This is a genomic window from Streptomyces sp. NPDC046465, from assembly GCF_040646035.1.
Lineage (GTDB): Bacteria > Actinomycetota > Actinomycetes > Streptomycetales > Streptomycetaceae > Streptomyces.
On record NZ_JBEYZK010000001.1, the window covers coordinates 394,880 to 409,007 of the forward strand.

Here is a 14,128-nt window from a genome sequence, read left to right on the forward strand (position 1 = left end):
GATGATGGGCCCCGACTCCCGGTCGATGGACTTCAAGGGCTCCGGCAAGCGGCTCCTGGCGCAGTTCAAGCCCGAGCGCAGCACCATCTACGCGCTGCTCCTGGCCACCGTCCTGAGCGTCGCGCTCTCCGTGCTCGGCCCGAAGATCCTCGGCCGCGCCACCGACCTGCTCTTCGCGGGCATCGTCGGCCGCGACATGCCCGAGGGCACGACGAAGGAGCAGGCGCTCGACGGCCTGCGCGCCAGGGGCGAGGGCGGCATGGCCGACATGCTCTCCGGCGTCGACTTCACCCCCGGCAAGGGCATCGACTTCGGTGCGGTGGGTGAGGTCCTGCTGCTCGCGCTCGGCACGTTCCTGGTGGCGGGCCTGCTGATGGCCGTGGCGACGCGCCTTTCGAACCGCGCCATCAACAAGACCGTCTTCCGGATGCGCGGCGACGTGCAGGCGAAGCTGTCGCGGCTCCCGCTGTCGTACTTCGACAAGCGGCAGCGCGGCGAGGTGCTCAGCCGCGCCACCAACGACCTCGACAACATCAACCAAACGCTGACGCAGACGATGGGCCAGCTCATCAACTCGCTGCTGACGATCATCGGCGTGCTCGTGATGATGTTCTGGGTGTCGCCGCTGCTCGCGCTCGTGGCGCTGATCACCGTGCCGCTGTCGTTCTTCGTGGCGACGAAGGTCGGCAAGCGGTCGCAGCCGCAGTTCGTGCAGCAGTGGAAGACCACCGGCGCGCTCAACGCCCACGTCGAGGAGATGTACACCGGGCACACCCTGGTGAAGGTGTTCGGCCGGCAGGAGGAGTCGGCCAAGGCGTTCGCCGAGCAGAACGACCAGCTCTACGAAGCCGGGTTCAAGGCGCAGTTCAACAGCGGTGTCATGCAGCCGCTGATGTTCTTCATCTCGAACCTGAACTACGTCCTTGTCGCCGTGGTGGGCGGCCTGCGGGTGGCCTCCGGGTCGCTGTCCATCGGTGACGTGCAGGCCTTCATCCAGTACTCGCGGCAGTTCTCGATGCCGCTGACGCAGGTCGCCTCGATGGCGAACCTCGTGCAGTCGGGCGTGGCGTCGGCCGAGCGGGTCTTCGAGATCCTCGACGCCGACGAGCAGGAGGCCGACCCGGTCCCCGGCGAGCGGCCCGACCGGCTGCGCGGGCGGGTCGGGATGCAGCACGTCTCCTTCCGCTACGAGGAGGACAAGCCGCTCATCGAGGACCTGTCGCTCGTGGTGGAGCCCGGCCACACGGTCGCCATCGTCGGGCCGACCGGCGCGGGCAAGACGACGCTGGTCAACCTGCTGATGCGGTTCTACGAGGTCACCGGCGGGCGCATCACTCTGGACGGCGTCGACATCGCCGGGATGTCGCGGGACGAGCTGCGCTCCGGGATCGGCATGGTGCTCCAGGACACCTGGCTGTTCGGCGGCACCATCGCGGAGAACATCGCGTACGGCGCGTCGAAGGACGTCACGCGCGAGGAGATCGAGGAGGCGGCGCGCGCCGCCCACGCGGACCGCTTCGTGCGCACGCTCCCGGACGGGTACGACACCGTGATCGACGACGACGGTACGGGGGTGAGCGCGGGCGAGAAGCAGCTCATCACCATCGCGCGGGCGTTCCTCTCCGACCCGGTGATCCTGGTGCTCGACGAGGCGACGAGCTCCGTCGACACGCGTACGGAGGTCCTCATCCAGAAGGCGATGGCCCGCCTGGCGCACGGGCGGACGTCGTTCGTGATCGCGCACCGGCTGTCCACGATCCGGGACGCGGACACGATTCTGGTGATGGAGAACGGAGCGATCGTCGAGCAGGGCACGCATGACGTGCTGCTGGCCGCGGACGGGGCGTACGCGCGGTTGTACGCGGCTCAGTTCGCGCAGGCGGTGGCCGAGGTCGACTAGGACGTTGTCGCGCGGCGGGGGCCTCCCTCAGGGGCGCCCCTCAGTCCAGATAGCCCCGCAGTTGGTCCGCGAAGGCGTGGTCCCGGAGTTTGTTGAGGGTCTTGGACTCGATCTGGCGGATGCGCTCGCGGGTCACCCCGAAGATCCGGCCGATCTCCTCCAGGGTGCGGGGCCTGCCGTCCGCCAGGCCGTAGCGGAGCTGGACGACCTTGCGCTCGCGCTCGCCGAGCGTGGAGAGGACGGCCTCCAGGTGCTCGCGGAGCAGCAGGAACGCCGCCGATTCCACGGGGCTTGTGGCGTCGCCGTCCTCGATGAGGTCGCCGAGCGCGACGTCGTCCTCCTCGCCGACGGGGGCGTGCAGTGAGACGGGCTCCTGCGCCAGGCGCAGCACCTCGCTGACGCGCTCGGGCGGCAGGTCCAGGTGGTCGGCGACCTCCTCGGGCGTGGGCTCGTAACCGCGCTCCTGGAGCATGCGGCGCTGGACGCGTACGACGCGGTTGATGAGCTCCACGACATGCACGGGGACGCGGATCGTGCGGGCCTGGTCCGCGAGGGCGCGGGACATGGCCTGGCGGATCCACCAGGTGGCGTACGTCGAGAACTTGTAGCCGCGGGCGTAGTCGAACTTCTCAACGGCCCGGATCAGCCCGAGGTTCCCCTCCTGGACCAGGTCGAGCATGGTGAGCCCGCGGCCCACGTACCGCTTGGCGACGGAGACGACCAGGCGGAGGTTGGCCTCGATGAGGCGGCGCTTGGCCATCCGGCCCATGACGACCAGCTTGTCGAGGTCCAGGGCGAGTTGGGAGTCCAGGTCGGGGGTGTTGCTCAGCTTCTCCTCGGCGAAGAGGCCCGCCTCGACGGCACGGGCCAGCTCCACCTCCTCCGCCGCGGTGAGCAGCGGGATCCGCCCGATCTCGCGCAGGTACTGGCGGAACAGGTCGGACGAGGGGCCGGCGGCTTCGGTACGGCTGCGGGGGGTGGGCAGGTCGAGGATCTCGGGCTCCAGCGCCTCGACGGCCTCAGGGGTTTCGGTGGCCTCGGGGGCCTTGTGGGTCTCGGGGGCCTTGTGGGTCTTGTGGGTCTCGGGCGCCTTCTGTACGTCCTGTGCCACCTGCGCTTCGGACGCGTCCGGTATGCCCGGTGCGCTCTGCGCCTCGGGGTGCCGGCTGGCCCGGCTCTGCGGCGGAACCGACTCCAGGACGTCCGTTTCCGCGTCCGCGCGATCCGCGCGCGCGGCGGCGTCGGTCTGGGTGAGGGTCTGGGTCTGCACGGGGGCGACCTCCAGGGTGATCGCAGCTGAGGCGTGCGGCAACGGGAGAGGGACGACGGCCTCGCCGCTGTCCGTCCCGGACACGATGTGTGGAACCGCGGGGGTGTCGGACCCGCTGTCTGCGGGTCGGCCGCGCTCCGAGGACTCAGGCACCGGAACCAGTGTGGGGTACGACACATGGCCGCCACGAGGGGCGTGCGGTGACTTTTTGAGTCCGGTCCGTGACCGCGTGGTTACCCGTCGGGTAACCCTTGGGCCCGGGTCGAATCCCGGAGAACCTCAGGGGCTGTCTCAGGGGCTGTCCCAGGGGCTGTCCCAAGGACTGCCCTCAGAGCGCGTCCGCGCCCCGCTCGCGCAGCGCCTGGCCGTACTGCTGGAGGACCCACAACTCGCTCTGCACGGCGGACAGATGCTGTGGGTCGCCGCCCGCGCCGAGCCGGGCGAGGCTGCCCTGGACGTCGCGGATGCGGCGGTCGACGGCGCGCAGCCGGACCTGCACGAGCTGGATGCCCGCGTACATCTCGTCGACGGTCTTGCGCAGGATCGCCTCGACGGCGAGCTCGGTGACCATCGAGCGGACCGCGTCGTCGGGCGCGGCGTCGCGGACCCGTACGAGGTACTCCTGCGGGTCCTGCGCGCCGTACTCCGCGCCGCCCGCCTCCTCGATGGCGCGGCGCACCGCCGCGTAGGGCGGGGCGGTGAACTCGTCGAGGCCGTACGCGTCGAAGGCCGGGGAGACCAGGTGCGGGTACTGCAGGGCGAGTTTGATCAGTTCGCGCTCGGTGCGGTGCGCGGGGCTGCGGAGGTTGAGGGCGGGGCCGCTGAAGCCCTGGGGAGCGTTCTCGTACGCCTGGGAGGAGCGCTGGGGGGCGGGGGCGGGGCCCCGGCCGCCGCGGTCGCGGGCCCAGCGCGCCAGTTGGGCGACGCGCTTGACGACGAACTGCGTGTCGAGGATGCCGAGCATGCCGGCGAGCTGGACGGCGACCTCGTGCTGCGCGCCGCTGTTCTTGATGCGGGCGACCACGGGGGCGGCCTCGTCCAGGGCGGCGGCGCGGCCCGCGGGGGTCTCCAGGTCGTACCGCGAGACGATCTGGCGCAGGGCGAACTCGAAGAGCGGCGTGCGCGGTTCGACCAGGTCGGCGACGGCCGTGTCGCCCTTGGCGAGGCGCAGGTCGCAGGGGTCCATGCCGTCGGGGGCGATGGCGATGTACGTCTCGGCGGCGAACTTCTGGTCGTCCTCGAAGGCGCGCAGGGCGGCCTTCTGACCGGCCGCGTCACCGTCGAAGGTGAAGATCACCCGGGCCGAGCCATTGTCCATCAGGAGGCGCCGGAGGATCTTGATGTGGTCACTGCCGAAGGCGGTGCCGCAGGTCGCGATGGCGGTGGTGATGCCCGCGAGGTGGCAGGCCATCACGTCGGTGTAGCCCTCGACGACGACGGCGCGGCTGGACTTGGCGATGTCCTTCTTGGCGAGGTCGATGCCGTACAGGACCTGGGACTTCTTGTAGATCGCCGTCTCCGGCGTGTTCAGGTACTTCGGGCCGTTGTCGTCGTCGCGGAGCTTGCGGGCGCCAAAGCCGACCACGTCGCCGCCGATGTCGCGGATCGGCCACATCAGGCGGCCGCGGAAGCGGTCGATGGGGCCGCGGCGGCCCTCCTGGGAGATGCCGGAGAGGGTCAGCTCCTTGTCGGTGAAGCCCTTGCCGCGCAGATAGCGGGTGAGGTGGTCCCAGCCCGCGGGGCTGTAGCCCACGCCGAAGTGCGCGGCCGCGGCCTGGTCGAAGCCGCGCTCGGCGAGGAACTTCCGGCCGATCTCGGCCTCGGGGCTCTCCAGCTGGTCCACGTAGAACTGCGCGGCGACCTTGTGGGCCTCGACGAGGCGGATGCGCTCACCGCGCTGGTGCGCGGGGTTGTACCCACCCTCTTCGTAGCGCAGCGTGATGCCCGCCTGGGCGGCGAGGCGCTCGACCACCTCCGAGAACGTGAGGTGGTCGATCTTCATCACGAAGGCGATCGTGTCGCCGCCTTCCTGGCAGCCGAAGCAGTGGAAGAGACCCTTGCTCGGGCTGACCTGGAAGGACGGGGACTTCTCGTCGTGGAAGGGGCACAGGCCCTTGAGGTTTCCGCCCCCCGCGTTGCGCAGCTGGAGATAGTCGGAGACCACGGCGTCGATCGGGACCGCGTCCCGAACCGCCTTCACGTCTTCGTCATTGATCCTGCCTGCCACGTAGGAATACTACGGCTCGCCTGTGACACTCCTGCCCGGCCGGTCACGTCAGGAGCGACGCCAAGGGGGTCGACGGGTCCGCGAGGGCGTCGGGGTCGGGGCGTGTGCCCCGCTGGATCAGCTGCTGAATGGGCTCCGTGACGTCCCACACATTCACGTTCATGCCCGCGAGGACCTGCCCCTCACGCAGCCAGAAGGCGATGAATTCGCGCTTGCCCGTGTCGCCGCGGACCACCACTTGGTCGTACGTGCCCGGAGGCGCCCAGCCCGAGTACTCCAGGCCCACGTCGTACTGGTCGGAGAAGAAGTAGGGCACGCGGTCGAACGTGACGTCCTGGCCGAGCATCGCGCGGGCGGCCGCGGGTCCGCCGTTGAGGGCGTTGGCCCAGTGCTCCACGCGGAGCCTGGTGTCGTAGAGCGCGTGGCGGACGGCGGCCACGTCGCCCGCCGCGTAGATGTCGGGGTCGGAGGTGCGCAGGGACGCGTCGACGGCGATGCCGCCGCCGTCCGCGCGGTCGGCGAGCTCCAGGCCCGCGGACTCGGCCAGGGCCGAACGGGGGGCCGCGCCGATCGCCGCGAGCACGTCGTGCGCCGGGTGCTCCTCGCCGTCGTCCGTGCGGGCGGCGAGGACCATGCCGTCCTGGCCGGTGATCTCGGTGAGCCGCGCGCCGAAGTGGAAGCGGACGCCGTGCTCGGCGTGCAGGTCGGCGAACATCTGGCCGACCTCGGGGCCGAGGACGGCGTGCAGCGGGGTCGGCTCGGGCTCGACGACGGTGACCTCCGCGCCGTACTCCCGGGCGGCCGCCGCGATCTCCAGGCCGATCCAGCCGGCGCCCGCGATCACCAGGTGGCCGTTGTCCCTGCCGAGCGAGGCCAGGACGTGGCGCAGCCGGTCGGCGTGCGCGAGACGGCGCAGGTGGTGGACGCCCGCGAGGTCGGTGCCGGGGACGTCGAGGCGGCGGGGCTCGGCGCCGGTGACGAGCAGGAGCTTGTCGTAGCGGATGGCGGCGCCGTCGCCCAGGCGCACGGCCTTGGCGGCGCGGTCGATGGCGACGACGGTCTGGCCCAGGTGCAGTTCGACGTCGGCCTGCGCGTACCACCCCGGTTCGTGGACGAAGACGCTGTCCCGCTCCTCCTTGCCCAGCAGATAGCCCTTGGACAGCGGCGGGCGCTCGTAGGGGTGGTCGCGCTCGTCGCTGATGAGGATCACCCGGCCGGTGAATCCTTCGGAGCGGAGCGTTTCGGCCGCCTTGGCGCCGGCCAGCCCTCCTCCGACAATGACGAACGTCTGATCCGCGTCGACCACTTGATGCCTCCTTGCCCGGGGTACCGGGGATGTCCCCCGGAAGAACACAGACTTGCCGATCGGCCTTGCCGCCACAGGGAGCGTCCCGCACGGAGCGTGAGGGGGGAAGGGGGCGTGGCCCCAACTGGCCACATTCCGTCACACCCTGTGGTCACTTCATGGTCATTTACCGTCGTTTCACTGGGGTCTCGCCGTCATCCGCGTGTGCAGGGCGCGGGCCGCCGCGTCCGTGAGCGACGCGATCTGGTCCACGACGACGCGCTGGGCGGCCCGGTCGTCCTGCGCCGCGTCGTACAGGGCGCGGAACTGCGGGTCGAGTCCGTCGGGGGCACGGGCGGTGAGCGCCTCCGCGAGCTCGGCGACGATGATGCGCTGGTCCGCGCGGAGCCGCTCCTGGCTGGGGCGCTGCATCACATAGCGGTCGGCGACGGCCTTGAGCACCGCGCATTCGTGGCGTGCCGCGCGCGGGACGACGAGTTCGGCCGCGTACCGCGTGAGGGGCCCCGAGCCGTACTGCGCGCGCGTGGCGGTCTCCGCGGCCTGACAGAAGCGGCCGATGAGCTGGCTGGTGGCGTCCTTCAACCGGGCCTGGCTGACGGCCGATCCGTCGTACCCGTGCGGCCACCACTCCTGGTCGAGGAGGCGGTCGAGCGCCCGGGCGAGCTCTTCGGAGTCGGTGTCCGAAGGGACGTAGCGCCCGATCGCCACGGCGCAGATGTCCTGCCGCTCGGGCTCGGCGTGCAGCGCGTTCGGATCGATGTGACCGGCGTGCAGGCCGTCTTCGAAGTCGTGCACCGAGTACGCGACGTCGTCGGACCAGTCCATGACCTGCGCCTCGAAGCAGGTGCGCTGCCCCGGGGCCTCCTTGCGGACCCAGTCGAAGACGGGCCGGTCGTCTTCGTAGACACCGAATTTGGGAGACGCCGGGTCGGTGGGGTGCCCGCCGCGCGGCCAGGGGTACTTGGTGGCGGCGTCCAGGGCGGCCCGGGTCAGGTTCAGACCGACGCTGACCAGTTCGCCGGTGGCCTCGGAGCGGATGAAGCGCTTCGGTTCGATGCGGGCGAGCAGCCGCAGCGACTGGGCGTTGCCCTCGAAGCCGCCGCAGTCCGCGGCCACTTCGTTGAGCGCCTGCTCGCCGTTGTGCCCGAAGGGCGGGTGGCCCAGGTCGTGGGAGAGGCAGGCCGTCTCCACGAGGTCGGGGTCGCAGCCCAGGGCGGCGCCCAGCTCACGGCCCACCTGGGCGCACTCCAGAGAGTGCGTCAGGCGGGTGCGGGCGCTGGCGTCCCAGGCCTGGCTACGGGTGCCGGGCGTGACGACCTGGGTCTTACCGGCGAGGCGGCGCAGCGCCGAGGAGTGCAGGACGCGCGCGCGGTCGCGCTGGAAGGCCGTGCGCCCCGGCCTCTTGTCGGGCTCGGTGGCCCACCGCTCGACGGCTGCCTCGTCATAGGCGTCGTAGGCGTCGTAGGCCTCGTATCGCGCGTTCGGTGCTGTGCCTTCCATGCACCGACAGTAGACGCAAGCAGTGACAAACAGGGATCTGGCCCCGCCTGATCCGGCCTCCGTCAGACGCTGGTGAGGCGGCGCCGCGGGGCGGGCGCCGGTGCGGTGTGCGCCGGGGCGGTGCGTGCCTGGTCGTAACGGTGCAGGACGAGTCGGGCGAGGGCCGCGTGCGGGCCGAGGGGCGCCGCGGCGAGCCAGGGGGCGGCGGCCGCGCACTGGCTCGCGAAGCGGCCCGGCGCGGTGAAGTACGCGGCGACGGCGGTGCGCGTCCGCCCGGCCCCGGCCAGGGCTTCAAGCGCTTCCGGCACCGTACGGGGGCAGGCCTCGGTGGGCGCGGCGTAGGCGGGCACCACGGGGACGCCGAGGCGTTCGGCGAGCAGTGCGGCGGCGGTCTCCGTGTCGGCGGCCGCCTCCGGGTCGCGGGAGCCCGCGGCGGCGAGGACCACCGCGCGCCGTCGTCGCGCGCTCGCGCCCGGCGCCCGCGCGGGCCAGCCCGCCTCGACGAGCCGGGCGTGCAGCGCCTCGGCGAGCAGCGGGTGCGGGCCGAGCGGGGCGGCGACGCGGGTGCCGAGGGCGGGGACGCGGGCGGCGGCCGCCGGTATGTCGCGCTTGACGTGCTGGCCGCGGCTGAGGAGCAGCGGCACGAGGACGGCCCGGCCGCCGCCGTCGTGCGCGGCGAGCGTGCCGAGGTCGCCGAGGGTGTCGGTGAGCAGCGGTTCGTTCAGCTCGATGTGACCCAGTCGGACGGCGAGGCCGGGCCGTTGCTCGCGGACCCGCTCGGCGAGGGCCGTGACGGTGGCGAGGGCGCGCGGGTCGCGGCTGCCGTGGGCGACGAGAACGAGAGTGGGGCGGAGGTCGGGGCGGGGGTCGGGGCGGGTCGCCGGGCGGCGCCTGCCGTCGGGCGAGACGAGACCGAGCTGGGTGCCGAGCTGGCTGGTGATGCGGTCCATCAGCTGCGCCGTGCTGTCGAGGTGAGTGCTGCCGGACACTGGGTGAAGAGAGTGCGACGGCGTCATGGACCGAGGATGGCGGGGGCGTGTTGCGGGCGCGTTGCGTGGCGGTGACGGCTGTTTTCCCCGTGCTCACGGCGGGCGGTGGGCGGCTGTCAGGGAGGCCCCGGAACCGGGGTTCGGGATGTTTCGGGGTGGTTCTCCGGGTTGTTTAGGGGGCAGGAGTCGCCGACGCTGCCGGCCGGGGCGCTTACGGTTGTGGCAGAGATCGGATCGGGGAGATCCGGCGGGTACGGGGGCTCGGGGGCGGAACGCGTATGGAACGACGTGGAGAAGGGCCGGAGGAAGGGCCGGAGGAAGGGCCGGAGGAAGGGCCGGAGGAAGGGCCGGGGGAACGGTCGGGGTGGGCGCGGCGTTTGCGGCGGCCGGGCTGGCTCCGTCTGCCGCGCACGCGAAAGGAGCAGCGGCGGACCCTGCAGGCGGTGATGGCGCTGTGCGTGCTCGCACTGCTGCCCGCGGCCTGGCTGTTCGTGTCGACGGACGGCAAGGTCGGCACAGTCGCGGACGCGCCGCGCGCCGAGGTCGCCGTCGTCTTCGGTGCCGGCCTGTGGAAGGGCGAACCGTCGCCGTACCTGGCGCACCGGCTCGACGCGGCGGCCGAGTTGTACCGCAAGGGGCGAATAGAGGTCGTGCTCGTCACGGGCGACAACAGCCGCGAGGAGTACGACGAGCCGGACGCGATGCGCGCCTACCTGAAGAAGCACGGCGTGCCGGAGCGGCGGATAGTGAGTGACTACGCCGGCTTCGACACATGGGACTCCTGCGTCCGCGCCAAGGAGATATTCGGCGTGGACCGGGCGGTACTGATCAGCCAGGGCTTCCACATACGCAGGGCGGTCGCGCTGTGCGACGCGGCGGGCGTCTCGTCGTACGGGGTCGGGGTGGACGCCGTGCACGACACGACCTGGTACTACGGCGGCGCCCGCGAGGTCTTCGCGGCAGGCAAGGCAGCCCTCGACGCAACACTCGAACCGAACCCCCACTTCCTGGGCCGACGGGAACCGGGCATAGAGCGAGCACTGTCCGCACCCCGCTGAGGACGGGGGCGCCCGCAGGGGCGCGGGGCCGTGACAGCTGCGGCTCCACCGCAGGGCGCGACCAGCCACGACCAACGGGCGCCGTGAGCGCCCCAAAGGGGCGCGGGCCTATGACATCTGCGGCTCCGCCGCGGGGCGCACCAGGCGCCCCCAAGGGGCGCGGGGAACTGCGCGACCAGCCACGAACAACCCGCACCCGGCATCCACACCAACCAGGCAAACGAACAGCCGCGGCCCAGGGCAACCAACCACCGCCTCACAGCCGGTCACGGCATCCGCTGAGGTCGGCTTACCGCGTGCGTAACGCGACCACGTCGAAGCACGTAACAAGCCCGGCGGACCCTGGACGACATGCACTCCTCGGTAACACCGGCGACACCGACGCCCCCCTCGGCCGCGGCCCCGGCCTCCACAGCCCCGGCCTCCGCAGCCCCGGCCGAGGTGACGGCGACCCACTGCCCGTACTGCGCGCTGCAGTGCGGGATGGGCCTGACGACGCCCCCCGGCGGCGGCGTGGAGGTCGTGGAGCGTGCCGGGTTCCCCGTCAACAGGGGAGCCCTGTGCGGCAAGGGCCGCACGGCGCCCGCGGTGCTCTCCTCGCGGGTGCGTCTGACGGAGCCACTCGTCCGGTCCCGCGCCACCGGCACACTCACACCGGCCACCTGGGAGGAGGCACTGGACCGGATAGCCGAGGAACTGTCCCGTACCCGTAAGGAGCACGGCGCGGACGCGTGCGGTGTGTTCGGCGGGGGCGGCCTGACCAACGAGAAGGCGTACGCGCTGGGCAAGTTCGCGAGGGTGGCGCTCGGCACGTCGCAGATCGACTACAACGGGCGGTTCTGCATGTCGTCGGCCGCGGCCGCCGGGCAGCGGGCGTTCGGCCTTGACCGGGGGCTGCCGTTCCCGCTGGAGGACATCCCGCGCACCGGGTGCGTGATCCTCGTCGGGTCGAACCTCGCCGAGACGATGCCGCCCGCCCTGCGCTACCTCACGGAGCTGCGGGCGAACGGCGGCACGCTGATCGTCATCGACCCCCGCAGGACCCGCACCGCCGAACAGGCCGACCTGCACCTGGCCCCCCGGCCCGGTACGGACCTCGCCCTGGCACTCGGTCTGCTGCACCTGGTCGTGGCGGAGGGCCGGACGGACGACGCGTACATCGAGGAGCGGACGAGCGGATGGGAGGAGGCGCGAGCGGCGGCGATGGCGCACTGGCCCGAGCACGTCGAGCGGATCACCGGCGTGGCCGTGCCCCAACTGCGCGAGGCGGTACGTCTCTTCTGCGACGTCGACGACGCGATGGTGCTCACCGCGCGCGGGCCCGAGCAGCAGGCCAAGGGGACGGACACCGTGGGGGCGTGGATCAACCTGTGCCTCGCCACGGGGCGCGCGGGGCGGCCGTTGTCCGGCTACGGCTGCCTGACGGGTCAGGGCAACGGCCAGGGAGGGCGCGAACACGGCCAGAAGGCCGACCAGTTGCCCGGGTACCGCAAGCTGACCGATCCGGCGGCGCGGGCGCACGTCGCGGGCGTGTGGGGCGTGGACCCCGACTCGCTGCCGGGCCCCGGCAGGTCGGCGTACGAGCTGCTCGACGCGCTGGGCGGGGACATCAAGACGCTGCTCCTGATGGGCTCCAACCCGGTGGTATCGGCGCCGCGGGCCGCGCATGTGGAGGAGCGGCTGCGGTCGTTGGACTTTCTCGCGGTGGCGGACGTGGTGCTGTCCGAGACGGCTCAACTGGCGGACGTGGTGCTGCCGGTGACGCAGTGGGCCGAGGAGACGGGGACGGTGACGAACCTGGAGGGGCGGGTGCTGCTGCGGCGACGGGCCGTGTCCGCGCCGGTGGGGGTGCGCAGCGACCTTGATGTGCTGCACGGGATCGCGGCACGGCTCGGTCACGGGACGGGTTTTCCCACTGAACCGGAGGAGGTCTTCGAGGAGTTGCGCCGGGCGAGCGCGGGCGGCCCCGCGGATTATTCGGGGATCAGCTACGAACGGCTGCGGGAGAACGACGGGGAGGGGGTGTTCTGGCCGTGCCCCGCCGGACCGGCGGCCGAAGGCACGCCGCGCCTGTTCCTGGACCGGTTCGCCACGGAGGACGGGCGGGCTCGGTTCGTGCCCGTGGTGCACCGGGCCGCGGCGGAGGAGCCGGACGCGGAGTATCCCGTACTGCTGACCACGGGGCGGGTGCTCGCGCAGTACCAGTCCGGGGCCCAGACGCGTCGCGTCGACGAGCTCAACTCGGCGGCTCCGGGGCCCTTCGTGGAGCTGCATCCGCGGCTCGCCGCGCGTCTGGGGGTCGGGGAGGACGATCCGGTCGCCGTCGTCTCGCGGCGGGGCCGCGCCGTGGCTCCGGCGAGGGTCACGTCGGCGATCCGCGCCGACACCGTCTTCATGCCGTTCCACTGGCCGGGCGAGGGCCGCGCCAACACCCTGACGCATCCGGCGCTGGACCCCGTGTCGCGCATGCCGGAGTTCAAGGTGTGCGCGGTGCGACTGGAGCGGGTGTAGGCGCGGGGGCGGCGGGCCCGGGCCGGGTGGCCGGGCCCGCCGGTCGGGCGAAGGGGGTGGAGATCAGCAGAGGCGGCCGGTGTACCAGGCGCCGTCCACACCCGAGGCCGAGCCGATCCAGGTCACGCCCGGGCCCACGCACTGCTCGCTGTTGGGGCCCCAGTCGTCGATCTCGATCACGATGTGCGAACCGTCGCTCGTGCAGTGGTTGTAATACGCGTCGCTGGCGGTCTCGAAGAATCCGCAGGGGTCCTTGACGGCCGCCGACTCGGCGGCGGCCGAGGACGCCAGGGACATGCCGAAGCCGAGGGTCAGGGCGCCGATGAGGGCCGGCAGGGAACGGCGAACTCGCATAGGGCGACTCCTCCATGGGACAGGGTGCTCACGCACCGCCTCGCGCACCGACGGGTGCACACGGAGAGCTTTGCGTTGCTCACTGTCGGTAGTGCCGGTAGTCGCGTGAAGTCGCCCGCACGAGTGGTTCGGATCATCAGATCGAGTGCGTAGGTGTTTGAGCTGCGGATCCGCACTTCTGGGGCGGCCGTCGGCCGGTGGGGCGGGAGTCATCTCCCGAGCCGGTGGGGCGGGAGTCATCTCCCGAGCCGGTGGGGCGGGAGTCATCTCCCGAGCCGGTGTGACGCCCAGTCCCCTCCCCCGATGACCGTTCCCGAGGACCGCAGTCCGGCCGCGAGACGCGGGGCCGCGAGGTACACCCAGGCGCGCACCGCCGTCCCGTCCGGGCGGACCACGTCGCGCTCGATCCGCTCGTACAGGCTGCGCGGGTCGCCGGGGACGTACTCCTCCAGAAGGTCAAGGGCGATGAGGAGCCGGTCGTAGGCGGCGGGCAGGGCCGTCACCAGTTCTCCGCGCACCGGGCCCGCGCCGGGGGCGTCGACGGCGTACGGGTAGCCGGGGCCGTCGTAAAGGACCGCGCCCGGGAGCGCGGCCGGTTCCTCCGCCGCGGTCCGGCCGTGCAGGTACGCGGCGTGGTTGTGCCCGCCCGGTCGCAGCGTGCCGTACACGAAGAACGGCAGCGGGGCCGCGCCGCGTTCGTACCCGCGTCGTCGGTCGTCCATACGCCGATTGTGCATGGGCCGAGCGGGTGCACCGGCGGGGGCACCCGCACGCACACCAAGCCCGCACGCACCCGCACGCACACCAAGCCCGCATGCGCCGAGCACGTACACCGCGCCCCGCGGCCCGCGGCCTCGGACACAGCGGCCCCAGAGGCGTGCGCCCATGCCGAAGGTCCCGAATGCTGGGCTTTTGTCGCGGTTTGGCGCAGTTGTTACACAACCTCCCGTTTTCCGTGATGGAGGGTTCCTACCTTCGAGAGCGGTGGCCGGTCCCTCTGCCGAATCCCCGTT

10 protein-coding genes are annotated in these 14,128 nt (G+C 72.1%); 3 read left to right on the forward strand and 7 right to left on the reverse strand.

Features of this window, described 5'->3' with window-relative positions; translation table 11 throughout:
- Position 1: 1 nt before the first annotated feature.
- Complete coding sequence (locus ABZ953_RS01800; protein WP_361715652.1) at positions 2 to 1,900, forward strand: ABC transporter ATP-binding protein; 1,899 nt, start codon at positions 2 to 4, stop codon at positions 1,898 to 1,900.
- A gap of 40 nt (positions 1,901 to 1,940) precedes the next feature.
- Here ABZ953_RS01800 and ABZ953_RS01805 read toward each other — a convergent pair whose 3' ends face one another.
- The 5 genes from ABZ953_RS01805 to ABZ953_RS01825 form a co-directional block, all read right to left on the reverse strand.
- Positions 1,941 to 3,323, reverse strand: coding sequence for a sigma-70 family RNA polymerase sigma factor (locus tag ABZ953_RS01805; protein ID WP_361714976.1), 1,383 nt, complete (start codon positions 3,321 to 3,323; stop codon positions 1,941 to 1,943).
- A gap of 175 nt (positions 3,324 to 3,498) precedes the next feature.
- Complete coding sequence (dnaG, locus tag ABZ953_RS01810; protein WP_361714979.1) at positions 3,499 to 5,397, reverse strand: DNA primase; 1,899 nt, start codon at positions 5,395 to 5,397, stop codon at positions 3,499 to 3,501.
- Between the two features lie 43 nt (positions 5,398 to 5,440).
- Entirely contained in the window at positions 5,441 to 6,703 is a 1,263-nt protein-coding gene (locus ABZ953_RS01815) for an FAD-dependent oxidoreductase (protein WP_361714982.1), read from the reverse strand.
- 177 nt (positions 6,704 to 6,880) lie between these two features.
- A complete protein-coding gene (locus ABZ953_RS01820) occupies positions 6,881 to 8,203 on the reverse strand; it encodes a deoxyguanosinetriphosphate triphosphohydrolase (RefSeq protein WP_361714985.1) in 1,323 nt (440 codons plus the stop codon).
- Between the two features lie 62 nt (positions 8,204 to 8,265).
- Entirely contained in the window at positions 8,266 to 9,219 is a 954-nt protein-coding gene (locus ABZ953_RS01825) for a CbiX/SirB N-terminal domain-containing protein (protein WP_361714988.1), read from the reverse strand.
- 251 nt (positions 9,220 to 9,470) lie between these two features.
- Here ABZ953_RS01825 and ABZ953_RS01830 point away from each other — a divergent pair, with 251 nt between their 5' ends.
- Positions 9,471 to 10,250, forward strand: coding sequence for an ElyC/SanA/YdcF family protein (locus tag ABZ953_RS01830; RefSeq protein ID WP_361714991.1), 780 nt, complete (start codon positions 9,471 to 9,473; stop codon positions 10,248 to 10,250).
- A 483-nt stretch (positions 10,251 to 10,733) separates the two neighbouring features.
- Positions 10,734 to 12,761, forward strand: coding sequence for a molybdopterin oxidoreductase family protein (locus ABZ953_RS01835; protein WP_361715655.1), 2,028 nt, complete (start codon positions 10,734 to 10,736; stop codon positions 12,759 to 12,761).
- Between the two features lie 63 nt (positions 12,762 to 12,824).
- Here ABZ953_RS01835 and ABZ953_RS01840 read toward each other — a convergent pair whose 3' ends face one another.
- Together ABZ953_RS01840 and ABZ953_RS01845 are read right to left on the reverse strand one after the other, a co-directional pair.
- Complete coding sequence (locus tag ABZ953_RS01840; protein WP_361714994.1) at positions 12,825 to 13,115, reverse strand: DUF6355 family natural product biosynthesis protein; 291 nt, start codon at positions 13,113 to 13,115, stop codon at positions 12,825 to 12,827.
- 263 nt (positions 13,116 to 13,378) lie between these two features.
- A complete protein-coding gene (locus ABZ953_RS01845; RefSeq protein WP_361714997.1) occupies positions 13,379 to 13,837 on the reverse strand; it encodes a gamma-glutamylcyclotransferase family protein in 459 nt (152 codons plus the stop codon).
- Positions 13,838 to 14,128: the final 291 nt, after the last annotated feature.